This is a genomic window from Streptomyces sp. NPDC052236 (assembly GCF_044548015.1).
GTDB lineage: Bacteria > Actinomycetota > Actinomycetes > Streptomycetales > Streptomycetaceae > Streptomyces.
On the sequence record NZ_JBIUBL010000002.1, the window covers coordinates 354,421 to 379,864 of the forward strand.

At 69.7% G+C, this 25,444-nt stretch carries 13 protein-coding genes and 2 pseudogenes; 5 read left to right on the forward strand and 10 right to left on the reverse strand.

All coding sequences use genetic code 11. From position 1 onward, the window contains the following. Window positions 1–306: 306 nt before the first annotated feature. Window positions 307–3,252, reverse strand: a complete 2,946-nt coding sequence (locus ACIHCQ_RS05685) for an AfsR/SARP family transcriptional regulator (protein WP_399658330.1) — start codon at window positions 3,250–3,252, stop codon at window positions 307–309. A 485-nt stretch (window positions 3,253–3,737) separates the two neighbouring features. On the opposite strand from ACIHCQ_RS05685, the gene ACIHCQ_RS05690 reads away from it, so the two are divergent. Then, the gene (locus tag ACIHCQ_RS05690) at window positions 3,738–11,030 is read left to right on the forward strand and encodes a SpvB/TcaC N-terminal domain-containing protein (protein ID WP_399658332.1); all 7,293 of its coding nucleotides are present in this window, start codon (window positions 3,738–3,740) and stop codon (window positions 11,028–11,030) included. Between the two features lie 82 nt (window positions 11,031–11,112). Beyond that, window positions 11,113–16,434, forward strand: coding sequence for a hypothetical protein (locus tag ACIHCQ_RS05695; RefSeq protein ID WP_399658334.1), 5,322 nt, complete (start codon window positions 11,113–11,115; stop codon window positions 16,432–16,434). A gap of 23 nt (window positions 16,435–16,457) precedes the next feature. On the opposite strand, the pseudogene ACIHCQ_RS05700 reads toward ACIHCQ_RS05695, so the two are convergent. The 5 genes and pseudogenes from ACIHCQ_RS05700 to kdpF form a co-directional block, all read right to left on the reverse strand. After that, window positions 16,458–16,688: pseudogene (locus ACIHCQ_RS05700) on the reverse strand (IS5/IS1182 family transposase); the annotation flags it as partial. A 96-nt stretch (window positions 16,689–16,784) separates the two neighbouring features. After that, the gene (locus ACIHCQ_RS05705) at window positions 16,785–17,489 is read right to left on the reverse strand and encodes a potassium-transporting ATPase subunit C (protein ID WP_399658336.1); all 705 of its coding nucleotides are present in this window, start codon (window positions 17,487–17,489) and stop codon (window positions 16,785–16,787) included. A 4-nt stretch (window positions 17,490–17,493) separates the two neighbouring features. Next, complete coding sequence (kdpB, locus tag ACIHCQ_RS05710; RefSeq protein ID WP_399658338.1) at window positions 17,494–19,632, reverse strand: potassium-transporting ATPase subunit KdpB; 2,139 nt, start codon at window positions 19,630–19,632, stop codon at window positions 17,494–17,496. Continuing rightward, window positions 19,629–21,293: a potassium-transporting ATPase subunit KdpA gene (gene kdpA / locus ACIHCQ_RS05715; protein WP_399658341.1), complete on the reverse strand. Its 1,665-nt coding sequence runs from the start codon at window positions 21,291–21,293 to the stop codon at window positions 19,629–19,631. Before kdpA ends, kdpB begins: the two co-directional genes overlap by 4 nt. A gap of 7 nt (window positions 21,294–21,300) precedes the next feature. Next, the gene (kdpF, locus tag ACIHCQ_RS05720) at window positions 21,301–21,390 is read right to left on the reverse strand and encodes a K(+)-transporting ATPase subunit F (RefSeq protein ID WP_399658343.1); all 90 of its coding nucleotides are present in this window, start codon (window positions 21,388–21,390) and stop codon (window positions 21,301–21,303) included. Window positions 21,391–21,641: 251 nt separating this feature from the next. Here kdpF and ACIHCQ_RS05725 point away from each other — a divergent pair. Further along, window positions 21,642–22,067, forward strand: a pseudogene (locus tag ACIHCQ_RS05725) (hypothetical protein); the annotation flags it as partial. Between the two features lie 125 nt (window positions 22,068–22,192). On the opposite strand, the gene ACIHCQ_RS05730 reads toward ACIHCQ_RS05725, so the two are convergent. Continuing rightward, window positions 22,193–22,795 (reverse strand): TetR/AcrR family transcriptional regulator, encoded by a 603-nt coding sequence (locus ACIHCQ_RS05730; protein WP_399658345.1) that lies wholly within the window; start codon window positions 22,793–22,795, stop codon window positions 22,193–22,195. Between the two features lie 258 nt (window positions 22,796–23,053). Between ACIHCQ_RS05730 and ACIHCQ_RS05735 the strand changes: the two genes are divergently transcribed. Both ACIHCQ_RS05735 and ACIHCQ_RS05740 read left to right on the forward strand, forming a co-directional pair. Next, a complete protein-coding gene (locus tag ACIHCQ_RS05735) occupies window positions 23,054–23,335 on the forward strand; it encodes a type II toxin-antitoxin system Phd/YefM family antitoxin (protein WP_399658347.1) in 282 nt (93 codons plus the stop codon). Continuing rightward, window positions 23,332–23,586, forward strand: a complete 255-nt coding sequence (locus ACIHCQ_RS05740) for a Txe/YoeB family addiction module toxin (RefSeq protein ID WP_399658350.1) — start codon at window positions 23,332–23,334, stop codon at window positions 23,584–23,586. Before ACIHCQ_RS05735 ends, ACIHCQ_RS05740 begins: the two co-directional genes overlap by 4 nt. A gap of 186 nt (window positions 23,587–23,772) precedes the next feature. Here the strand turns inward: ACIHCQ_RS05740 and ACIHCQ_RS05745 are convergent, their stop codons facing one another. The 3 genes from ACIHCQ_RS05745 to ACIHCQ_RS05755 form a co-directional block, all read right to left on the reverse strand. Further along, on the reverse strand, window positions 23,773–24,036 hold the full coding sequence (locus ACIHCQ_RS05745; protein WP_399658352.1) for a type II toxin-antitoxin system RelE/ParE family toxin: 264 nt from the start codon (window positions 24,034–24,036) through the stop codon (window positions 23,773–23,775). Continuing rightward, the gene (locus ACIHCQ_RS05750; RefSeq protein WP_399658354.1) at window positions 24,029–24,295 is read right to left on the reverse strand and encodes a type II toxin-antitoxin system Phd/YefM family antitoxin; all 267 of its coding nucleotides are present in this window, start codon (window positions 24,293–24,295) and stop codon (window positions 24,029–24,031) included. The genes ACIHCQ_RS05745 and ACIHCQ_RS05750 overlap by 8 nt, the downstream gene beginning before the upstream one ends. 69 nt (window positions 24,296–24,364) lie before the next feature. Beyond that, the gene (locus tag ACIHCQ_RS05755; protein WP_399658356.1) at window positions 24,365–25,429 is read right to left on the reverse strand and encodes a LacI family DNA-binding transcriptional regulator; all 1,065 of its coding nucleotides are present in this window, start codon (window positions 25,427–25,429) and stop codon (window positions 24,365–24,367) included. Window positions 25,430–25,444 lie beyond the last annotated feature (15 nt).

Sequence of the window (25,444 nt, forward strand, 5' to 3'; positions counted from 1 at the left end):
GCCGCTCGACGTCGCAGGCCCACCCAACGACCCAACTCCCGAGCGGCACAGGGCCCGTCTGCGAGGTTGTTGGTCCACTCGACGTCGAACCGGGTGGAGAACGGCGGAATCTCGGGGGTCCACACCACACGGCAGTCGTGAGCCGCTGCCACGTGTCGCTCTACGCGTGTCGCCCGCCGCGCGGAATACGACCGGGGTGAGCCGTTCCGGACGGCGAACCGGTTCCGCCGCAGCCACGCCGAACGGCAGGTCGCTCCCTTCGCCGGGTGGAAAGGAGTTGAGGAGGACTACTCGTGTGCTCCAGCCTCAGGCCGGTGCAGGACGTGGCTGGTGAGGGCCCCGGGCTGGACCGGGACGGGGTCGCGGAGTGGTGGCGTCTGCGGGGACGCGGCCGAGGCGTTGGAGGAGTCGGGCGCGCAGCGGATCCGTGTCCGGGAGACCGAGTTCGTCGGTGACGGTCATGGCCTGGGTCCAGGCGGCGCGGGCTGTGTCGGGGGCGGTGCCGTGGTGGATGTCGCCGAGGCGGACGAGCCCGGCGGCTTCGCTGTGGCGGTCTCCGGTCTGGTGGAACAGGTCGAGGGACTCCTGGTAGTCGTCGACGGCCTGGGAGTGCCGGCCGAGGTGGTGATGGATGTAGCCGAGGCTGTCCCAGATGTGGGCCTGCCCGTTGAGGTCTCCGGTCTCCTGAGCCAGGTCGAGGGCCTGGCGGCAGTGTGCGAGGGCCTGGCGGTGGTCGCCGAACTGGGCGAGGATCCAGCCGATGTGGTTCAGGGCGGCGGACTGCCCGGCCCGGTCCCCGGCGGCCCGGTGATGCCTGAGGCTGTGCTGAGCGTGGCCGAGTGCTTGCTGGCGGTGGCCCAGGGCCTCGGCCATCCGGGACAGGTGCTGGTGGATGCGGGCCTGCCCGGCGTGGCTGCCGACTTCGCCGAACAGATCCAGCGCGAGCAGGTAGTGCGCGCGGGCGTCGTCGGGACGGTCCAGCCGGTCCTGGGAGAGTCCGAGACCTCGGTGGGCGTGGGCCTGTCCGGCCTTGTCGCCCTGGCGCCGGGCGGCATCCAGGGCCGTGGTGTGGACGGTGGTCAGCGTCCGCCAGTATCCGTGCCGGTCGAGATAGGTCGTGAGCGCTGAGGCGAGCCGCCAGGTATGGATGTCGAAGCCGGCGGTGGGCGCCTGCTCCACGGCGGCGAGGAGGACAGGGTGCTCGGCGGTGAACCAGGCCTGTGCCTGCCGGTGGTCCGACAGTTCCCCGGGTGTGGCGCCCGGCTGGGCGGGTGGCAGGGGAGTCGGATTGGGCCGGGGAGTCAGCAGGGCGTCGGCCCGGTGGGCGGTGTGCAGGTAGTGGTCCAACATTCGGTGCGCCGCGGTGTGCCGGGCGTCGTCGCTGTCGTGCGTGGAGACCAGTTCGGCGGCGTAGGCGCGCAGCAGGTCGTGGAAGACGTACCGGCCGGGCGCGTGTTCGGTGAGCAGGTGTCCGCGGACCAGTTCGGCCAGCAGGACACGGGCGCGCGCTGCCGGTACGTCGGCCAGTGCGGCGATGGCCGGCAGCGCGGCGTCGGGCCCGGGCTGGAGGCCCAGTAATCGGAAGAGCCGGGTGGCCTCGGTGCTGAGCGCGTGGTACGACCAGGAGAACACCGCCCGCACCTGGCTGGTCGCCTCCCCGCCGTCCAGGGCGTCCAGGCGTCCGTCGGCCCGGCGCAGCTCCCCGGCGAGCGCCGCGAGCGGGAGACCGGGCTGGGTGGCGGCGCGGGCGGCAACGATCGCGAGCGCGAGCGGCAGGCCCGCGCACCGGCCGACGATCTCCCGTACAGCGGCGGGTTCGGCCGCCACCCGCTCCGCGCCCAGCCGGCCGATCAGCAGCTCCCGTGCCTCAGTGGAACCGAGCAGGCCGACGGTCAGCAGATGGGCCCCTTCGGCCGCGGCCAGCCCGGTCAGCGATTTCCGGCTGGTGACCAGCGCCAGACACCCTGGCGCTCCGGGCAGCAGCGGACGGACCTGTTCGGCATCGCGGGCGTTGTCCAGCACCACCAGCACCCGCCGCCCGGCCAGCAGGCTGCGGTACAGCCCGGCCTGTGCCTCCAGACCGGTAGGGATGCGGGCCGGCGACACCCCGAAGGCGTCCAGGAACCCCCGTACCGCCTCTGCCGGGCTCATCACCGACCCGCCGGGAGCGAACCCTCGTAGATTCACGTACAACTGACCGTCAGGAAAGGCCCGTTGGGCCCGGCGCGCCCAGTGCACGGCCAGTGCGGTCTTGCCCACCCCCGCGGTGCCCGACACTGCCGAGATCACCACCGCCGACGGCTGATCCGCCGCTGAGGCGAGGATTTCCTCAAGCCGGGCGAGTTCCTCGTCGCGGCCGGTGAATCCGCGTACGCCCATGGGCAGTTGTACGGGGATCTCGCCCGGCCACGGCACTGTTGCCCCTGAGGACGGCCGCGCCGGGGGAGGAGCGGGGGGAATGGCCCCGACCGGCACCCGGGGAGTCGGCCACGGGGAGGGCTCGGACAGGCCTCCCCGCAGGATCGCCTGGTGCACCTCCCGCAACCCCGAACCGGGGTCGGCCCCCAGCTCCTCGGCCAGCCGCTGCCGGACGGCGGCGTAGCAGTCCAGCGCCTCCGCGCCACGCCCGGCGGTGTGCAGCGCCCGCATCAGCGCCTCGGTCAGAGGCTCCACCAGCGGATACTCGCCCAGCAGCTCGGTCAGCGGGCCGATCGAAGCAACGGGATCACCGACGCGCGACTCCATATGGGCCCACCCGACGACAGCGTCCACGCGCTGCCGCCGCCATGCCTCGCGTACACGCGCCGCCCATTGCCCGCCGAGCCCGGCCAGTGGTTCCCCGCGCCACAGTCCGAGCGCCTCGCGCAGCAGCGCCGCCCGTGCCTCATCAGTCCGCCCCGCTTCCCGGGCTTGGCCGACCAACTGCCGGAACCGGTGTACGTCCACCTGGTCCGGGCGTGCCTCCAGAACGTACCCGCTCGAACGGCGCACCAGGCGTAACCCGGGATCCCCTTCGTCTCCGCTCTGCTCGCACACCCGGCGGAGCCGGGCGATATGGGCATGCAGCGCGCGCCGCGCCCCGTCCGGCGGATCCGCGTCCCAGACCCGTTTGATCAGTACGTCGGCCGCGACGGGCCGGCCGGTGTCCACCGCCAGCGCTGCGAGCACGGACCGGCGCTGTGGTGGCCCGATCTCCGTTGTCCGGCCCCGTACCGACAGCTCCACCGGACCAAGAAGCCGCAACTCCATCATGATGTATGCACCCCCGTGCAGATCTGCTTCACAATTCGCGCACACTCTCACGCTGGGCGACAACCTATCGACAACGTCCTGACCCACACGCGGACTTCAGTCTGGTGAGGCGGAAACGGCGTCCACGCACGGGCGGCGCTCCGCACACGGGGAGCGGCGGCGTGAGGCGTCGGGGGAGTCGTACGAAGCGGGCGGTCCGCCTGCTGGGGGCCATGAACGGATCTTCGAGCCGGCCGCGCGATCGCGGCCCGGGCCGGCTTTGCGTCCTTCCGGGCTGTCGTCCACGGCCCGACCGTCGGTTCGGGGCGCTCACCTGCCCCCGGCAGCGGTACCGCTGCCGGGGCATCGACCTACGGGGGCATCCGCCAGATGGCTGGGACGACAAGGCCAATGGGCACAAGGCCAATCGGCACAAGGCCGGTGGGCGCCGAGACAGCGCTGATGACCGCCGCGATGGCGCGGACAACTCCAGGAGGGCGGCAGGCATGAGCTCTGGCGGTACGACGGACGCGACGGCAGCGGGCTCGGTGATCTCCTTGCCGCAAGGAGGCGGCGCGGTGAGCGGCCTGGGGGAGAAGTTCACCCCCGACCTGTTCACGGGGACGGGGAACATGTCAGTGCCGTTGGCGGTGCCCGCAGGGCGCCAGGGAGCAACACCCACGCTGTCCCTCGGGTACAGCACCGGCGGCGGTAACGGACCGTTCGGCCTCGGTTGGCAGTTGAGCCTGCCCGGGGTGTCGCGGAAGACGTCGCACGGGGTTCCGAGGTACGTCGACGCCCCCGGCGAGGGTGGCGACCCGGCAGACGTGTTCGTGCTGGCGGGCGCCGAGGATCTGGTGCCGGTCGCCGGCAGCTACCCGGGCCGGGTGCGGTACCGGCCTCGTACCGAGGGACTGTTCGCCCGGATCGAGCACGTCAGGGACGCGACGGGGGACTACTGGGAGGTCCGGAGCAAGGACGGCTCGCTCACCAGGTACGGGACGCCGCGCCCCGCGGAAGCGCCGGAGACCTGGAAGGACCCCGCGGTGATCGCCGACCCGGGGGATGCGAGCCGGGTGTTCGGCTGGCGGGTGACCGAGACCGTCGACGCGCTCGGCAACCTGGTCAGGTACACCTACCGTCCGGACGCGGGCACTGGGCAGAGACGGTTCTGGGCCCAGCCGCTGCTCGCGCGGGTTGCCTATGCCGACTACGGCGACCGTGCCGAACCGGCGTTCCTGGTCAGCGTCGACTTCGCGTACACATCGCGCCCTGACCCGTTCTCCGACTACCGGGCGGGATTCGAGGTGAGGACGTCGTTGCGCTGCGACACGATCCGGGTGACGACGCATGCCGCGGACGGAGTGGCGCGGATGGCGCGTGAGTACCGGCTCGCGTACGAGCAAGCCGCGTTCAACGGGGTGTCGCTGCTCGCGAGCGTGACCGCGGTCGGCATCGACGAGTCGGTCACGGCCTCGGGCAGCGGCAGCCCGAGTGACGGGCCGGCGGAACCGGCAGCTGTGCCGGGGCCGGGCGAGGGACCCGGTGGCGTTCCCGGATCCGCTCCGCGGTCGGCGACGGCCGTCACAGCTCCCGCAGAAGAACCGCTGCCGGCGTTGGTGTTCGGGTACTCGGCCTTTGATCCGGGCGGGCGCAGATTCTCCCCGGTGACCGGAACCGGCTTCCCGGCCACCGCGTTGAACAGCCCGACGCTCGCCCTGGTGGACCTGCACGGCGCCGGCCTGCCCGACATCGTGGAACTCGGCGCGGCTGCGCGAGTGTGGCGCAATATGGGCGGCGGACGGTTCCAATTGCCCCGCTCGATGGCCGAGGCGCCCCCGTTCTCGCTCGGCGAGGCGGGCGTGCGATTCCTGGACGCCGACGGCGACGGGCGGCCCGACCTGGTCGTGCCGTCGATGGGCAGGACAGGAAAGGACACCGGCCCCGCGGCGGGCTACTTCCCGATGGCCTTCGCGGGTGGGTGGAGCCGCCGCGCCTTCACGGCCTATCCGCAGTCCCCGGGTGTGAGCCTCGCAGACCCGAAGGTGAAGCTGGTCGACCTCGACGGCGACGGGCTGACCGACGTATTACGGTCGGGCACTCGGCTGCAAGCGTGGTTCAACGACCGCGATCCCCGCCTGGCGTGGCGGCGGACCGCGGTGAGCAACGGCAGCGGTCCGCAGGTCGACCTGGCCGATCCGCGGGTGCGGCTGGCCGACATGACCGGCGACGGTCTGCAGGACATCGTGCTGCTGCGCAACGGGAACGTGTCCTACTGGCCGAACCTGGGGCACAACAGGTGGGGGGCGCAGGTATCGATGCGCCACGCGCCGCGCCTGCCCGACGGGTACGACCCGCGCCGTGTGCTGCTGGGCGACGTCGACGGCGACGGCGCCGCCGACCTGCTGTACGTCGACAGTGGTCGGGTGCTGCTGTGGGGCAATCAGTCCGGCAACGGCTGGAGCGAAGCGCCGGTCGTCATCCGCGGCACCCCGGCGGTGGCCGACATCGACGCGCTCGAACTGTCCGACCTGTACGGCACCGGGATGGCCGGGCTGCTGCTGAGCCGGGCGGCGGGCGTCTCCGGCGGGCCCCAGGCGCGATTCCTCGACTTCACCGGCGGAGTCAAGCCGCACCTGCTCACGATGGTGGACAACCGACTCGGCGCCGTCACTCGGGTGACGTACACGCCGTCGACGCAGGAGTACCTGCGCGACACCGCCGATCCGGCCACCCGATGGCGCACCACGCTGCCCTTCCCCGTACAAGTAGTGACGAAGGTCGAGGTCGCCGACCGGATCTCGGGCGGCACGCTGACCACCGAATACCGCTACCGCCACGGCTACTGGGACGGCATCGAGCGTGAGTTCCGCGGGTTCGCGCTGGTCGAGCACCTCGACACGGAGTCGTTCGCCGGGGCGGCGGGCGCAGGCGTGCCGGAGGGCCACTACGCGCCGCCCGTGCTCACCAGAACCTGGTTCCACTCCGGTCCGGTCGCCGCCGACGAGGCCGGGGACTGGACCGAACTCGACCTCAGCCACGAGTACTGGCGAGGCGACGCGCCCATGCTGTCCAGGCCCGCCGGGCAGGTCGCGTTCCTGGCCGGGCTGGAGCGCCGCGCCCGCCGCTCGGCATTGCGCACCCTGCGCGGGCAGGCCCTGCGCACCGAGGTGTACGCGGTGGACGGCAGCGCGCTGTCCGACCGGCCCTACACCGTGACGGAGACGCTGTCGGGCGTGCGGGAGGAGGCGGCGGGCGGCGGGCCCGACCGGGAACGCGTCTTCTTCCCGTTCTCGCTCGGCGGGCGCACGACCCAGTGGGAGCGCGGCCCCGAGCCCATGACTCAGTTCACCTTCCCCGCCGGGCACGACGCGTACGGGTGCGCGACCGGGGAGGTCTCCATCGCTGTGCCGCGCGGCCGCGACCCGCTGGCGGGCGCCGCGCCGGCCACGGTGCCCGAGCCCTACCTGGCCACGTACGCGACCACGGAGTACGCCCGCCGCGACGACGCCGACCACTATCTCGTCGACCGGGTCGCCAGGACATCGAGCTACGAGGTCGTCAACGACGGCGGCCTGCCGGTGCCCGCCCTGCGGGACGCGGTCCTGGCCGGCCCGGTGACAGGGACGGGACTGTCGCTACGGATGATCGGACATACCCGTACGTACTTCGACGGTGACGCGTTCGTCGGGCTGGCCCTCGGCGTGCTGGGTGAGTACGGCCTGCCGGTGCGCACCGAGTCCCTCGCGTTCACCGACGCATTCCTCGATGACCTGTACCGGGCCGGCGACCCGCTCGCGGTCGGCCCGCGGCCGGTCGTCCTGGGCCCCGGGCCGGTGAGCGGGTGGCCGGCGGAATATCCGGCCGAGTTCCGTGCCGCGCTACCGGCCCTGGCCGGGTACCGGCGCTATGCCGTTGGCGACGTGCCCGGATCGCCGGGCGGTTTTTACGTGGTGTCCGGCCGGCACCGCTACGACGTCCATGTCCCGGGCCGGGTGCCGCGCGGCATGCCGGTCGCCACCCTCGATCCGGTCGGCGCGCAGAGCACGATCGACTACGACGAGCACGACCTGCTGGCGGTCCGCACGGTCGACGCCGCGGGCCTGGCGGTCTCGGCGGTCAACGACTACCGGGTTCTGTACCCGCGCGAGGTGACCGACGCCAACGGCAACTCCACCTCGGTGGCCTTCTCCCCGGCCGGGCTGGTCACCGCCCAGTACGTGCGCGGCAAGAACGGCGAGGGCGACCGCGACGCGCCCGGTGTGCGCACGGTCTACGACCTGCACGCGTTCGCCGGGCGCGGCCGGCCGGCCGCGGTGCGCAGCATCCGCCGGGTGCACCACGACACCGAACCCGATGTCGCAGCCGGACAGCGGGACGAGGTGATCGTCTCGGTGGCGTACTCCGACGGTTTCGGCCGGGTGCTGCAGACCCGGTCGCAGGCCGAGGAGACACTCTTCGGCGACCCGGCCTTCGGCGGCAACGCCATCCCGGCCGGCGACCTCACGCCCGTGGGTGACTCGACGGGCCGGACCAGGGCGCCGGACAGCCCGGACAACGTGGTCGTGTCCGGCTGGCAGGTGTACGACAACAAGGGCCGGGCGGTGCGGAAGTACGAGCCGTTCTTCTCCGCCGGGTACGACTACGCGCCGCCGCTCGACGCTCAGCTCGGGCAGAAGATGATCACGTTCTACGACCCGCGCGGACGGGTCGAGCGCACGGTGAACCCGGACGGCAGCGAGCAGCGTGTCGTCTTCGGTATCCCGGCCGACCTGGCGGATCCGGACCACTATCTGCCAACGCCGTGGGAGTCCTGCACCTACGACGCGAACGACAACGCCGGCCGCACCCACCCGGCGCAGGCGCAGCCGTACGCGAGCCACTGGAACACCCCGGCCGGCGTCGAGATCGACGCGCTCGGCCGCGCGGTCACCGCGGTCGACCGCAACGGCCACGCGCCGGCCGACTGGTTCACCACCCGCTCGGCGTACGACATCCAGGGCAACCTGGTGGCGATCACCGACGCGCTGGGCCGCGAGGCGTTCCGGTACTCCTTCGACCTGGCCAAGCGTCGTTGGCGGACAGACAGTATCGACGCCGGCCGCCGCGACACCGTCCCCGATGCCCTGGGGAGCGTCGTCGAGAGCCGCGACAGCAAGGGCGCGCTCATCCTGGGCGCGTTCGACCTGCTGCACCGGCCGACGCGGGTCTGGGCCAGGGACGACGCCGCCGGCCCGGTCACCCTGCGGCAACGCATCGACTACGGCGACGCCGGCACGCCCGCCCAGCGCCCCGTCGAACGGGACGGCGCCCGCACCCGCAACCTGCTCGGCCGGGCGGTCCACCACCGGGACGAAGCCGGGTACGTCGCCACCGTCTCTGTCGACTTCAAGGGCAACGCGGTGCAGAGCACCCGTACGGTGATCGCCGACGCGCCCGTCCTTGCCACCTACGACCGGGCGGCCACCGCCGGCTGGCAGGTGCAGCCGTTCCGGGTCGACTGGACGCCCGGCCCCGGCCAGACCCAGGCCCAGCGCGACGCGCAACTGCTGGAGCCGGCCCCCTACGCCACGTCCGCCCAGTACGACGCCCTGAACCGGGTCAAGAGGCGCTTCCTGCCCACCGACGTGGAGGGCAAGCGGCACGTGCTCTACCACACGTACAACCGCGCGGGCGCGCTGGAGCAGGTGCAGCTCGACGGCACCGTGCACGTCAAGCGCATCGCCTACGACGCCAAGGGCCAACGATCGCTGATCGCCTACGGCAACGGCGTGATGACCCGCTATGCCTACGACCCGCACACGCTCCGACTGGTCCGGCTGCGCAGCGAGCACTACAGCCAGGTCGACGCGACGACATACCGGCCGACGGGACCCGCTCTGCAGGACCACGGCTATGACTACGACCTGTCCGGCAACCTCATCACCCTGCGCGACCGCACACCCGGCAGCGGCATTCCCAACAACCCCGAAGCACTGACCAGCGCCCACCCTCCGCTGCGCGCCCTGCTCGGCAGCGGCGACGCGCTCAACAGGCGCTTCTCCTACGACCCCACCTACCGGCTGCTGTCGGCGACCGGCCGCGAGCACTCCGCACCACCGCCGGGTGACCCATGGCCGGACACGCCGCGCGGCGCCGACGTGACCAAGGCCCAGACGTACACCGAGTCCTACATCTACGATCCGGCAGGCAACATCCTCACCCTGGCCCACGCGGCGACCGGCGGCTTCAACCGCACCTTCACCCTCGCACCGGGCAGCAACCGGCTCCAGCGCATGGACCTTGGGGACAGTTCCTACGCCTACATGTACGACGCCAACGGCAATGTGCTGTCCGAGACCACATCCAGGCACTTCTCGTGGGACCACGCCGACCGGCTGAACACGTTCGCGACCCAGACCAGTGGCGCCGAGCCTTCCGTGCACGCCCAGTATCTGTACGACGCGGCGGGCCGGCGGGTGAAGAAACTCGTCCGGCGGCAGGGCGGAGCCGTCGAGGTCACCCACTACGCCGACGGGATGTTCGAGCACCACCGCTGGGCCGGCTCGCAGAGCGGACAGAACAACCACATCCACGTCATGGACGACCGCCGGCGCGTCGCTCTGGTGCGCATCGGTCCTGCGTACCCCGCCGACCAGGGCCCCGCGATCGCCTATCACCTCCCCGACCACCTCGGCAGCAGTACCGCCGTCCTCGACGGCACCGGCACCCTCACCAACCGTGAGGAGTACACCCCTTACGGCGAGACCAGCTTCGGCAGCCACACGCGCAAGCGCTACCGCTTCACGGGAATGGAACGCGACGAAGAAAGCGGGCTGGCGTGCCACGGCCTGCGGTACTACCTGTCCTGGGTGGCGCGCTGGGCCTCGTCCGACCCCACGGGCCCGGCGGGCGGAATCAATCAGTACCAGATGTGTGGCGGCAACCCGATGAATCGAACCGACACCGAAGGTACCGACTGGGAATTCACGTGGGACCCACGTGAATGGGCGCCGCTCGAATTCGCGAAGGAGGAAATAGCCCCGAGAGTGGAGGGCGGCCTCAAGGTCGCGGCCGGTGCCGGGGCGTTCGTCGCGGGAGCCGCGCTGTGTGAGACGGGAATCGGCTGCCTCGCGGGTGGACCGCTGATGCTCATGGGTGCCGATGTGGCTGGGTCGGGTGCGGTTCAGGCGTTTCGTGGCAGCCCGGCGCCGACTGCGCTCGGCCAGGTGGCCGGGCCCTCCGTGCAGCGGCTGGAGGAGGATTTCGTGATGGCTGCCGGCGTCGCGCATGCGGCTGCGCAGGGCTATGCGATGTGGCAGACCGGCAGGCCGCTGGGGGCCACATACGGGCCGCCTGCGCCAGGCGCCGGGACGAGGAGCACGGGAACAGGGGGCAAGCCGCCGGCCGAGCCGACGATCCTCAATTCCAAGCCGAGTGCGCCCGTTGGTCCGGCCCATGGTGCGGCCCCGGCACCGCCTCCCACTCCGAACGCCGCTGCTACTGGTAACTGGAAGTTGTCGGACGTCATGGCCGCGTCCCGATACAAGCCGACGCAGAAGGCTGTCTACAAGGAAACCGTCGAAGAAATGGCACAGAAGATGAAGACCGGGACCTTCGAATGGCCGACCTCTCCGACAGATATCGTCCGCGTCGATGCCCGCGGAAAGATCACACAAGGACATCACAGAATCGTCGCGGCGGAAATGGCAGGCAAGCCGATTCCCAAGGGCGCCATCGACGTGAGCCCGAAAGTAGACACCATCACGGACTCGCGGCCGTGGGCGAACGTCGCCGTCAAGCCAGGGAAGAAGCCGTGACGCCTCCCGCCGTGGTCCGCGATGCCACACGTCGACGGCTCACCGCAAAGGGCTATGTCATCGATGAGGAAGGCAGAAAACCGTGAGTGTTACCGTACAGATCAATTCACCGACCGCGAATGCGGTGATGGGTCGCACGGCCACCGTGACCGCCCAGGTGAACGGCCTCGTCGCGCAGAGCGGTGACCACGACCCGTACGACATTCTCAACACTGTGATGGTGTCCGTCGCCGGGCTGCCCGCGGTGCAGGCGAGCAGCGCGGGCGGGGCATGGACGGCCCAGGTGCCGCTGCCGGCATCCGTCGCGCCGGGCACGCAGATCTCGGTCACGGTGACCGCCAATTACCGTGCGATTTCCTTCTACATCCCGTATCCCGAGCAGTACCCCGACCTGTGGTCGGCGAATTCCGCCGCGCTCAGCAGCTCCCGGACCGTCCAGGTGCAGATGGCGTTACCGCCTGCGTTCACCTGGGTGACCCCTGCCGGCGGCAGCACGGTCGACCTGCTGGAGGGGGGCGGACAGGTCAATGTCCAGCTGAACATCACGCGTGCCCAGCGCCTGCCGCTCACGATCGCCATCACACGGGACGGTACGACCACGTCCGCGCCGTTCACCGGCGGCGCCTCGTACCAGGTGCTGGTGAGCCTGCTGCCCATGCCACTCGGGGCACGGTCCATCACCGTCACCTGTAGCGATCCCGACGGCCTCACCGCGACGCAGACCCGCACATTCACCGGCCGGGACGCGGCGCCGCCCAGGTTGCAGGTCGCGGCCACCACAACAGTCGTGGGCGACGCCAACGGTGCCGCGACGGTATCCCTGCAAGGGACGGCGCCCGACGCGCAGAGCGGCATGGTCGGCGGCAGCGCCAAGGTGGAATGGGCGCTGTCCGCCACCGGCACGAGGACGGCGGCGAAGCCGGTGTCCGGCAATGATTTCAGCAACTGGACGGCGGACGTACCTCTGTCCGGGTTCGGCGCGCACACCGTCTACCTGCGAGCGACCGACAACGCGGGCACCACGGCGGCCAAGGACATCCAGGTCACGGTGATCAGCTCGTACGTGCCCACGACGCTGGAAGAACGGCTCAACGAACGCGAATATCTCGCCGCGCTGTTGTCCTTCGCGCACGAGCAGGTCAACGTGCCCGGCCCGCCCGCCGCTCCGCTGGACACCGCGACCCTGGTCGCCGCACTCGGGCAGCCGGTCGACCGGCTCAGCCAGCCGCTGTCGGCAGCGGCCGACCGAGGCACCCGCGAAGTCAACCAGCTGCGGATACCGGTGGAGCTCCTGAGAGCCCGCATCGCGGCCACGAACACCCCCACCGGCCCCGGCGGCAACCTGGAACTGCGGTACCGCACCACGTCCTACGCGTCGCTGCTCGCAGCCGCCGGAACGTCCTATGCGGAACTGCGGCTGGCGCGGGGCACCGACACCGTGACCCGCCAGGCGCTCGCCGCCCGGCTCGGCATCACGCTGTCGGCGACCGCGCCCGACGAGCTGGACCAGCTGCTCATCGACAGCCCCGCCCTCACCGAGACGGCGCTGGAGACACTGTTCGGCCTGCCGTCGACCACCGCTTCCGACCCGCTGCGCGCCCCCGGTGTGCCACTCCTGCTCAGCTGGCGACTGTCCGCCCAGTCACTGGCCTGGGCCGCGCAGGACCAACACCCCAACGCGCCGCGGGCCTTCGGAGTGCTCGCCGACCCCGACGTGATCAACGCCGCCGACGTGATCAGCGGCCCGGTCGGCGATGCCGTCCGCACGCTGCTGACGGACCGGGCTCAGGCACTGACCACGTTCACGGGCACCCTGTCGGCCCTCAGGCCGGGCAAGACCCCGGCGGCCGGGCTGGCGGCGATGCTCGCGCTGGCGCAGCCCGGCCTCGATCTCGCGGCTCTCGCGGCCAAGGACGCACAAGGCATCGACATCAGCGGCACCCTCACCGCGCAGGGCCTGACCCGCGCCGGCTTCGTCCACCTCAGGAAGCTGAGCGCCCTGGCAGGCACCGGGACCGTCACCACCGCCGAGTGGGACGACGGCCTGGCCGTACTCACCGCTGCGCACAAGCGGCGGAACCTGTACCCCTCCTGGCGGGCGGCCGAGTCGGGCTTCGTACTCTCGCCGGACTTCTTCGTCCGTGGCGGTACTGGTCCCACACCCAGCCCGTACCGGGCAGAGGGGGACGCCCGCGCAGAGTGGCAGAGTGTGCTGCGGGCCAGGATCGCTCAGCGCCAGGACCTCATCGACGCCAACGCGCAGGCCGTGGCGGCGACCGAACAGGCCGCTCTGCCCATCCTGCGCGACGCCCTGCTCACCGACCTGGCCACCGACCTGGCCACCGCCACCGGCAGCGTGGGCGAGGCGTTGTCCGCTCGGTACTTCGTCGACATGCTCGCGGGCGGGACACTGCGCACCACCCGCATCAGGCAGGCCGTCGAAAGCGTGCAGTCGCTGCTGTCGGCGAAACGGTCGGGCGAACTCGCCGCGGACCACCCGGCGGCGGGCTGGGCGCTCAAGAACGGCGTCGACACCTTCGCCGCCGCCTGGGCGTGGCTGGGCGAGCAGGGAAGCTGGCAGGCGGCCACCACGGCCTTCCTGTTCCCCGAGCGGCACCTCGACCCCACCCTGCTGGTCCCGAGCACCAAGACCATGACGTCAGGATCGTCACAACTGCCCCTGGACATCCTCTTCGCCCAGATCAGCGCGCCGGGGGCCACGTTCACCGCCGGGACCGCCGTCAAGCTGGCGGCCGAGTACCTGGTGAACAAGAAGATCACGTTCCCCGCGTCGTACACCTATCTCGATCCGCAGCGTACGGACGACCACCAGACCAGGCTCTCGGGGGACCCGAAGCATCCGGACGACCCCAAGCCTCCGGACGAGCCGGTCCGCAAGGAGGTCTTCTGGGTGGTGCCGATGCTGCTTGCCCAGCGCCTGCAGACGGCCGGCGACTACCGGGCCGCGCTCGACTGGTACTGGACCGTCTATTCGTACGACCGCGCCGGCCCGAAGTCCATCTACAGCGGGATCAACAACGAGACGATCTCCAGTCCCGACCTGACCTTCCCGCCGGGCTGGACGGCCGGCCTCGACCCGTTCACGCTGGTGGGCTCGGCGTCGGCCAAGCGTCCGAAGCCTTACACCCGATACACCCTGCTGTCGATCATCAGGTGCCATCTCGACTACGCGGACGCCGAGTTCGCCCGGGAGACCGACGAGTCGGTCGCGCATGCCCGCACCCTGTACGTCACCGCACGCAGGCTGCTCGACTCCCCGGCTCTGGTGCCGCAGAAGCCGACGAACACCGGGGAGCCGGCCCTGCCGATCCCGGAACTTGTCATCCTGCGCACCCGGGTGGACATGCAACTGGCCAAGCTGCGCCAGGGCCGCAACATCGCGGGCATGCCGCGCGCGCAAGGGCTCGCAGCCGCCACGGTCAGCCAGCCGACCCCGTACCGCTTCAAGGTCCTGCTGGAGCGGGCCAAACAGCTCACCGCGCAGGCCGCCCAGATGGAGGCCGGCTACCTCGCCGCCCTGGAGAAGTACGACGAGCGCAACCTGCGCCTCTACGACGCGGTCAAGGCGGTCGACCTCAGCGCGGCGCAGGCCACGGTGGCGGCGAGCCGGGTCGGCGAGGCCAAGGACGCCGCCACGGCGGCGGAGGCCCAGAAGACGAAGGCCGACACGCTGGTCACCACTTACACCGCCGCCATCGAGGCGCCTGCGAACCAGTACGAGCGGGACCTGCTGGACAGCTATGCCGACATGCGCGACATCAGAGACCACATCTCCGAGACCGATGCGACGATCGGTGTCCTCCAGGCGGCCTCTCAGGCAGCCAACTCGTGGGACGCGCTCTTCTCCTTCGGGATGAGGCAGGGGCTGGCCCTTGGGATCTCCACGGCCACCGTGACCAAAGCCGTCTTCCAACACCAGCAGAACGACCTCGAAGCGCAGATGCAGGCCAACCAGTTGCGGGCCGGCGTCGAGCAGCGCAAGGACGAGTGGCGGCGCCAGGTGGTTGCCGCCCAGCAGGACGTACAGATCGCCGGGGCACAGATCATCGTGGCCAAGGACCAGGTCACGATCGCCCTGGGGGAACAGGCCGTCGCGGCGCTGCAGCACGACCAGGCGATGGGCACCCTGACGTTCCTCAACGGACAATTCACCAACGCCGACCTGTACCTGTGGATGAGCAACACGCTGGGCGGGGTGTACCGGTACTTCCTGCAGCAGGCCACCGCGACCGCCCGGCAGGCGCAGGCCCAGCTGGCGTTCGAACGGGCGGAGCCGGCCCGGGTCCTGATCCGTCAGGACTACACGCAGTCGCCCGCCGAACTCACCACCAACGCGGGACCCAGCCGCCAGGGCCTGACCGGCGCCGAGCAGCTCAGCGAGGACCTCACTCGCCTCGACGAGTACGCCTTCACCTCGGCCCGGCGGCGGTTGAACCTGACGCAGACGCTCTCGCTGGCCCGGCTCATGCCGGTGGAGTTCCAGGAGTTCCGGCGCACCGGAACGCTCGCGTTCACCACGCCCACGTCCCTGTTCGACGCCGACTTCCCGGGGCACTACCTGCGGCTGATCCGCCAGGTGCGGGCCAGCCTGGTGGCCCTCGTCCCGCCCGACCGCGGAATCCGGGCCACGCTGTACTCCAACGGGATCTCCCGGGTGACCACAGGAGGCGACGGCACCTTCCAGGATGTCGTGGTACGCAGCGACCCCGGTATCGTCGCCCTGACGTCGCCGGTCAACGCCAGCGGGGTATTCGAGCTCGACGCCCAGTCGGACATGCTGCTGCCCTTCGAGGGCAGCGGTGTGGACACCAGCTGGGAGTTCCGGTTGCCGCCCGCTGCCAACCCGCTCGACTTCTCCAGCATCGTCGACCTGCTGGTCACGGTCGACTACACCGCCGCGTACGACGACACCTACCGCGACCAGGTGGTCACCAGGCTCAACGCCAACCGGGACCGGGGCGCCGACTGCGTGTTCAGCCTGGCCCGCGACTTCCCCGACCAGTGGTACGACCTCAACAACCCGGCCGACCCAGCGGCCAGGTCGGCGACGCTCGCGCTGCGCGACGTCGACTTTCCGGTCGGGATCGACGACCTCGCCGCCGCGGCCGTTGCCGTTCGCCTGTCGAGCGACGCCACGGTCCCCGAGACCACGATCTCGCTGCGGCATGGTGCTGCCGGGGGCACGGCCACGGCAACCAACGGCATTGCCAGCACCCGGCGTGGCAACGCCACAGCCTGGACGTCGTTCCTCGGTACCAGCCCGGCGGGGGACTGGCAGCTCAGCTTCGGCAGCGAAGCAAGTGCCCTGTTCGATTCCGGCGCACTCGACGACATCCTGCTTGTTCTGAGCTGGACCGGGCAGGGCCCTGCCTGGGCGCGCTAGGCGCGGTTGGCGCGGGAGGGCTACGCCTTATCGGCCGCGACGGCGTCGCGGCGGGTGCGTGGCCGGCCGGCGGGGCCGCGGACCTTGATGCGTTCGATGACGGTGGTGAAGCGGGGACTGTCGGCCGCTTGTCCGGGGGTGAGGACAAACGACAGGGGCCGACACCGGCGGTCCGCGGCGAGGTGGACCTTGGTGGTCGGCCCGCCACGCGAGCGCCCGAGCCGGGCGGCCTTCAGCCGTGCCCGGTGGCGTCGTGGTGCGCACGGGCCACGGTCGAGGAACCCACCGCCTGTGACACCCCACCCCTGAGAAGCACTGGTCCCTGTGAGCAGGGAGTGTCATGAAGACGGTCACTTCTCGGTGAGTTCCTTGAGTGCGATGTTGAGGTTGAGGACGTTCACCCGGGGCTCGCCGATGAAGCCGAGGATCCGGTCGTCGGTGTGGTCCTTGACCAGCTGCTCGACCTGCTGGACGTCGAGGTGGTTCCGCTCGGCGATCCGGTGGACCTGGATCTTGGCGTACTGGGGGGAGATGTGCGGGTCCAGGCCGGAGCCGGAGGAGGTGACGGCCTCGGCCGGGATGTCCTCCGGCTTGACCTTGTAGTCGGCTGTCGAGTTGTCCTTGATGACGGCGTCCCGCGCGGCGAGAACCTGGGCGCAGAGAGTGCCTTCCGCCGCGTCCGTCGGGCAGCGTCCGTTGACCGCGCCGTTGTCACCCGCGAGGTTGGTCGCGCCGGAGAGGATCAGTTTGTACTGGGTGTTGACGCTGTTCGTCCCGAGCCCGTTGGACGGCCGCGGCTGGAACCACTTCAGGTCCGGCTCCGGCGTCTCCTGGCCCTTCTTCAGCGGCAGGTCATAGCGCTGCCCGATGAGTTCGGAGCCGACGACCTTGCCGTCGGACGTGATTTCGGAGCCGTTGGCCTTGTGGTTGAAGAAGGCCTGCGCGACGCCGGTGACGGCGAGTGGATAGATGACGCCGCAGATGACGGTCAGCACAAGCAGGGCGCGGAGCCCGGCCCCGAGGAGCCGTGCGGTGCCGCTGAGAGAGTTGTTCATGACGTCACCCGATGCCAGGAATGAGGGAGATGAGCAGGTCGATGAGCTTGATGCCGATGAACGGGGCGATCAGGCCGCCGAGACCGTAGATCCCGAGGTTGCGGCGGAGCATCCTGTCGGCGCTCATCGGCCGGTACCGCACGCCCTTCAGGGCCAGCGGCACCAGGGCGATGATGATCAGCGCGTTGAAAATGACCGCGGACAGGATCGCCGACTCGGGCGAGGCCAGGTTCATGATGTTGAGCTTGTCCAGGCCTGGGTAGACGACGGCGAACATCGCCGGGATGATCGCGAAGTATTTGGCGACGTCGTTGGCGATCGAGAAGGTCGTCAGCGCGCCCCGGGTGATGAGGAGTTGCTTGCCGATCCCGACGATCTCGATGAGCTTGGTGGGGTTGGAGTCCAGGTCCACCATGTTCCCGGCCTCCTTGGCGGCCGAGGTGCCGGTGTTCATGGCCACGCCCACGTCCGCCTGCGCGAGAGCCGGGGCGTCGTTCGTACCGTCGCCTGTCATCGCGACGAGCTTGCCGCCCGCCTGTTCGCGCTTGATGAGCGCCATTTTGTCCTCGGGAGTGGCCTCGGCGAGGAAGTCGTCCACGCCCGCCTCCTCCGCGATGGCACGCGCGGTGAGCGGATTGTCGCCCGTGATCATGACGGTCTTGATGCCCATCCGGCGCAGCTCGTCGAACCGCTCCCGCATGCCGTCCTTGACGACGTCCTTGAGGTGGATGACACCCAGGATCCGGGCGCCCTCGCCGTCCTCGGCGGCGACGAGCAGCGGCGTACCGCCTGCCTGGGAGATGGCGTCTGTGAGGGCCTGAGCGTCGGTGGCGACGGCGCCGCCGCGTTCCTTCACCCAGGCGATGACGGAAGCCGTCGCACCCTTGCGGACCTTGTGACCGTCGACGTCGACGCCCGACATGCGGGTCTGCGCGGTGAACGGCACCCACTCCGCATGCTCCAACTCCCCTTGGTGGTGCTCGCGAAGCCCGTACTTCTCCTTCGCCAGTACGACGATGGAGCGGCCCTCGGGGGTCTCGTCGGCGAGCGAGGAGAGCTGGGCGGCGTCCGCCAGCTCGGCCTCCGTCGTGCCCTTGACGGGTACGAACTCGGCGGCCTGGCGGTTGCCCAGGGTGATGGTGCCGGTCTTGTCGAGCAGCAGCGTCGACACATCGCCCGCCGCCTCGACCGCGCGGCCCGACATTGCCAGTACGTTGCGCTGCACCAGCCGGTCCATGCCCGCGATGCCGATCGCGGACAGGAGCGCGCCGATGGTGGTGGGGATCAGACAGACCAGCAGAGCGGTCAGCACGATCATTGACTGCTTGGCGCCCGCGTAGATCGCGAACGGCTGCAGGGTGACGACCGCGAGCAGGAAGACGATCGTCAGCGAGGCCAGCAGGATGTTGAGCGCGATCTCGTTCGGGGTCTTCTGCCGGGACGCGCCCTCCACCAGGTTGATCATCCGGTCGATGAAGGTCTCCCCGGGCTTCGTCGTGATCTTGATGACGATCCGGTCGGACAGCACCTTTGTACCGCCCGTGACCGCGCTGCGGTCACCGCCGGACTCGCGGATGACCGGAGCGGACTCCCCTGTGATGGCCGACTCGTCGACACTCGCCACACCCGCCACGACGTCTCCGTCGCCGGGGATGATGTCGCCTGCCTCGCAGACGACCAGGTCTCCGATGCGCAGGTCGGCGCCGGGCACCTGCTCCTCGGTCGCACTGTCCTTGGTCAGGCGCCGTGCGACGGTGTCGGTCTTGGCCTTGCGCAGGGTGTCGGCCTGCGCCTTGCCGCGGCCCTCGGCCACCGCCTCCGCCAGGTTGGCGAAGATCGTGGTCAGCCAGAGCCAGGCCGTGATCGCCCAGCCGAACCAGTCGCCCGGGTCCTTCAGCGCCAGCAGAGTGGTGACCACCGAACCGACCAGCACCACGAACATCACGGGCGACTTGACCATCACCCGCGGGTCGAGCTTGCGGACGGCGTCCGGGAAGGACGTGAGTAGCTGTTTGGGGTCGAACAGACCCCCGCCGACCCGTCCGGGCTCGGTCTTGCGATCGGTCGGCACGTCGGAGTGCGGCGCCTGGGTCGGAGTGACTGTGGACATGGAGTCCTCTTGCTTTTCTGTACGAGTGGTCATGACGCCAGCCCCTCGGCCAGCGGTCCCAGCGCGAGAGCCGGGAAGTAGGTCAGACCAGTGATGATCACGATCGTGCCGACCAGCAGCCCGGTGAACAGCGGCTTCTCGGTACGCAGGGTGCCCGCGGTCTGAGGGACCGGCTTCTGCTCGGCCAGCGAGCCGGCCAGCGCCAGGACGAACACCATCGGCAGGAACCTGCCGAGCAGCATCACGAGACCGATGGTGGTGTTGAACCACTGCGTGTCCGCGTTCAGACCCGCGAAGGCCGAGCCGTTGTTGTTGGCGCCCGAAGTGAACGCGTAGAGGATCTCGGAGAAACCGTGCGCACCGGAGTTGGTCATCGAGTTCACCGGGGTCGGCAGGGCCATCGACGCGGCGGTGAAGCACAGTGCGAGCGCCGGGGTGATGAGGATGTAGCAGGCCGCGAGCTTGATCTCGCGGGTGCCGATCTTCTTGCCGAGGTACTCGGGCGTACGGCCCACCATCAGGCCCGCGATGAACACCGCGATGATCGCCATGATCAGCATGCCGTAGAGCCCGGAGCCCACACCACCAGGAGCGATCTCACCCAGCTGCATGCCCAGCAGGTCGATGCCGCCGCCCAGTCCGGTGTTCGACGACTGGGACGCGTTGACCGCGCCCGTCGACGTCAGTGTGGTGGAGACCGAGAAGATCGCCGAGGCGGCGATGCCGAAGCGGGTCTCCTTGCCCTCCATCGCACCGCCCGCGACCTCGAACGCCGGACCGTGGTGCGCGAACTCGGTCCACATCATGAGCAGGACGAAGCCCACCCAAATGGTGGCCATCGTGGCGAGGATCGCGTAGCCCTGCCTGATCGAGCCGACCATCCTGCCGAAGGTGCGGGTCAGCGCGAACGGAATCAGCAGAATCAGGAAGATCTCGAAGAGATTCGAGAACGGGTTGGGGTTCTCGAAGGGGTGGGCCGAGTTGGCGTTGAAGTAACCGCCGCCGTTCGTGCCCACTTCCTTGATGGCCTCCTGGGAGGCCACCGCGCCGCCGTTCCACTGCTGCGAGCCGCCCATGAACTGCCCCACCGAGTGGATGCCGGAGAAGTTCTGGATGGCTCCGGCCGCGACCAGCACGATCGCGCCGATGACGGAGATCGGGATCAGGACGCGTACGACACCACGCACCAGGTCGGCCCAGAAGTTGCCCAGTTCACCGGTGCGGGACCGGGCGAAGCCGCGTACGAGAGCGACCGCGACCGCGATGCCGACGGCGGCGGAGACGAAGTTCTGCACCGCCAGGCCGCCGGTCTGCACGACGTGGCCCATGGCCTGCTCGCCGTAGTACGACTGCCAGTTGGTGTTCGACACGAATGAGGCGGCGGTGTTGAATGCCTGGTCCGGGTCGATGGAGGCGAAGCCCAGCGAGCCGGGCAGGCCGCCCTGGATCCGCTGGAGCGCGTAGAGGAAGAGGACACTGACGGCGGAGAAGGCCAGGACACCGCGCAGATAGGCGGGCCAGCGCATCTCGGCGCCGGGATTGGCGCCAATCGCCTTGTAGATCCACTTCTCGACACGCAGATGCTTCGTGGAGCTGTAGACGCGGGCCATGTAGTCGCCCAGCGGGCGGTATGCGAGAGCCAGCGCCGCGATGAGCGCGAGCAGTTGGAGCACACCGGCGAGGAACGGAGTCATCGGGGGCTCAGAACCTCTCCGGGTGCACAAGGGCGAGGACGAGGTAACCCAGCAGGGCGACGGCCACGACGAGACCGATGATGTTCTCGGCAGTCACAGCTTTGCCACCCCCTTGGCGATGAAAGCCACCAACGCGAAGACCGCGATCGTGGTGACGACGAAGGCCACGTCGGCCATCGTGAGCTCCTGGAAGAGGTTCGGAAATGTGCGGGCATCTGGAGGAAAGCCTGTTTCCGAACCGAAATGGCCGCCGTTGACGGGTCCCTTACGGTCATGGGCACGTTCTTGACGACGCTCTTACGGCAGCCGTCTGATCGAGTTCTTCATGCCTCTCAAGGCAGTGCGGTCATGCCTTTGACCAGGTGGGGCGACATACCCTCGCGTCGTGCTCAATGTGACCGGGTACTCAAGCGGCTGGTGATCGGCCGGGCCAGGCGCAGCGAGGAGCTGGGCGAGACGCTGCTGCCCAAGAGCCTGGCCCTGCCGATCTTCGCTTCCGACCCGCTGTCCTCGGTGGCATACGCCACCCAGGAGATCCTGCTGGTGCTCACCTTGGGCGGGTTGGCGTATCTGCATTTCACGCCCTGGATCGCGGCCGCGGTCGTCGCGCTGATGACCGTGGTGGTCCTGTCCTACCGCCAGGTCGTCCACGCCTATCCGAGCGGCGGCGGGCCCTACGAGGTGGCCTCGACGAATCTGGGCCCCTCCGCCGGTCTGGTGGTGGCCGCCGCACTGCTGGTGGACTATGTGATCTGGCAACTCACCTCCTCCGCCCGCGCCGACCACCCGGCCGCCCGCGCCCCCGGCTCCGTACGCCGCGGGGAACCCCTCACCACTCCCAAGAGCCAAGACGCCACCACGCACCGATAGCTCGGTCAGCCGACGCGGGGGTCGTGCCCTCAGATCGCTCCCGCCCGCGCGGCCGCCAGGGCGGCCGTCGCCGCGCGGTCTGCGGCGCCCTCGTCCAGCGGTTCCCCGGTGTTGAGGAGGGCGTAGTAGAGGGGAGCGGAGACCTGGGCGATGACGAGGCGGGGGCTGGTGGCTGGGGGGAGTTCGCCGCGTTCGACAGCGTCGGTGACGCAGCCGCCCCATTCGTCGAGGCGGACGGCGTAGAAGCGGTGCAGGGCCTGGGCGGCCTGCTCGTTGCAGAGGGAGGCGGCGATGAGGGCCTTGAAGAGGCGGCCCTGGCGGGGGTCGGTGAGGGTCTTGACGACCAGGCGGGCGTTCTCCCGGAGGTCTGTGTCCACGCTGCCGGTACGGGCGCGGGGCAGGGATTGCTCGGCCATGTCGTCAAGGAGGTCGGCGGCAAGGGCTCCGGGGGTACCCCAGCGGCGGTAGACGGTGGTCTTGCCGACGCCGGCCGTGCGGGCGATCTCGGCGAGATCCAGGGTCGCGAAGCCGTGTTCGGCCAGGGCGTCGCCTGCGGCCCGGAGGACGGCTTCGCGGACGCGGGCGGTGCGCCCGCCGGGTCGGACGGTGCCGGGCGGAGACGTGACGGGCATGACTTGTTCCTTGTCCAGGGAACTCGAAACGGGACTCTGGTTCCCTCACGGCGGCGGGCGGCGCTACGGTCTCCATCGTAACGGAACGGGGGGACCGTTTGGTGGGTTCCTCCCTCTGGGTGTTACCGCGTCGCTTTCTTCGATGGGGGAGATCTTTGTTCTGGTCGAGGTCGCGGCGTTCCGCGGGCTCGCCGGTCCTGCCTTGAGGCCTCGAAAGCGGTACGTTATTTCGTACCACTTAGTGAAGGCGGTCAGGTCATGTCCATCACTGCGAGCGAGGCCCGCAAGGCTCTCTTTCCGCTGATCAAGCAGGTTAACGAGGATCACGAAGCCGTAGAGATCGTCTCCAAGCATGGGAACGCCGTGCTCATCTCCGCCGACGACTACGCCGCTCTGCGTGAGGGCTCCTATCTTCTGCGCTCGCCGGCGAACGCGCGTCGGTTGCTCAAGGCCTACGAGAATGCCCTGGCCAATACCAACGTCTCGGAGCGCGAGCTGATCGATCCTGACTCGGCAGACGCCGGGACGGGCGCCGCGTGAGGCTCGTCTTTGAAGATCAGGGCTGGGAGGACTACACGTCCTGGCGCAAGAACGATCGCAAGATGCTCGCTCGGATCAACAAGCTCATCGACGACGCCAGGCGTGACCCCTTCTCGGGGATCGGCAAGCCCGAGCCCCTGAAGTACCACTTGCCCGGTGCTTGGTCACGGCGGATCGACGACGAGCAGCGCCTCGTCTACCTGGTCACCGACAGAGAGATCATCATCCTCGCCGCTCGCTACCATTACTGAGGGGAAAGTGAGCACGGGCTGGGCGTGCCCCGACGACCGCGCCGTCCGGCAAAGGAGGGCAGGATGCTGTCGTCCAAGACTTGCTCTCCCCATTCGCACGTTCGCTGCGGTCGCTGCCTCGGGAGTGGACTGCTGAGATTTCCGTGCCGGTGTATGCCAGGTTTCCTCATTCTGCGTCAGATTGATTCAGGTGTCGTAGACCGTGGATCGATGTCCGACGTGAACGACCCACACGATCAGCTCACCGTTGTCGATGGTGTAGACGATGCGATAGTCGCCGATGCGAAGACGGCGGCGCTCAGGCTGTGACACGAGCGCAGTGGTTTTGAAGCCGAGGGGGTCGCTCTCCAGTTCTGTCAGCTTCGTCAGGATCCGGAGGGCCATGTCTCGGGGGATCTTGCGAAGCTCGGCCTGAGCCTCAGGACGAAAGACGGTGCGGTACTCACTCACTGCGGGCCAGCGTCTCCTTCATCACGTCCTCGATCGGGACGCCGGCAGAGCGGTTCGCCATCCGCTCGTCAACGATGCGGTTGATCTCGCGCTCTTCCCACTGCTGGTACTTGCGCAATGTGTCTATGGAGACGACGGCGGCGACCTCTTTACCTCGGCGCGTGATGACTGTGGGCTGGTCGTCGCGCTCGGCACGCTCGACAACCTCTGCCAGGTGGGCTCGGACGTCGCGAATGGACTCTATGGGCATCTCTGTCATGCGCTCAACGGTACCGAGTGTGCCATGTGTACACAACTTTTGTGGCTGTGCCGCTGTGTGGGCTCCGGGTCAGCCTTTCGGCGCTGGGCCGGTGGAGCGGCGGACGATGAGTTCGACGGGGACCATGGGCTCGACCTGCGGCGTGGCCGGGTCGTCGATCTGGGCGAGCAGGAGCTGCAGCGAGCGCCTGCCGATCTCCGCGAAGTCCGTGCGTACGGTGGTCAGCGGCGGAAGCAGATGCGCGGCCTCAGGGATGTCGTCGTAGCCGACGACGCTGACATCATCCGGGACACGGCGTCCCGCTTCGTGGAAGGCGCGCAGTACGCCGAGTGCCATCTGGTCGTTGGAGGCGAATACCGCTGTGACCTCCGGGCGCCGCGCCAGCCGGCAGCCCAGTGCGTATCCGGAGTCGGCGCTCCAGTCGCCGATGAGCGGTTCGGGGACGACCGCGCCGGCTGCCGCAAGGGTTGCCTGCCAGCTCGCCAGCCGTCGGTCGGCGGATGTCCAGCCCGTCGGGCCCGCGATGTGCCAGACGGTGGAGTGGCCGAGCCGCAGAAGGTGCTCGGTGGCCTTGCGGGCTCCGGTCCAGGAGTCCGCGGTGACCAGTGGGGTGCCGTCCTTGAGGTCGTTCTCCAGCACCACCAGGGGAGTGTCGAGACGAGGGTCCGCGAGCGCTCTGCCCACCCACCGCTGCGGGGCGATGGCGATCACACCGTCCGCTCCCTCCGCCGACAGGCGGTCAACGGCGCGTACCACCGTGTCCCGGTCGGCCGTGCCGATGGCAATGGAGCTCACCAGGTAACCGGCAGCCTGGGCAGCGGTGTTGATCGCGGTCAGGACGGAGGCGGGCCCGTAGCGCGCCGCGTCGAAGGAGATCACGCCGAGCATCCTGGTCCTGCCGCTGGCCAGGGAGCGCGCGCTGCGGCTGGGGCGGTAGCCGAGCGAGCGCATGGCGTCCTGAACCGCCTCCCGCGTTTCGGGGCGGACGGCCGGATTGTCGTTCAGTACGCGGGAAACCGTCTGCTTGGAGACACCCGCCAGCCGGGCCACATCGTCCATCACTGGGCGTGATCCCGCGAAGTTGCGTCTGCTGCGCCCCTTGGGAACAGGGGTGTCAGCGGCACTTCGGGTCATGGGGGGTGGTTCCTC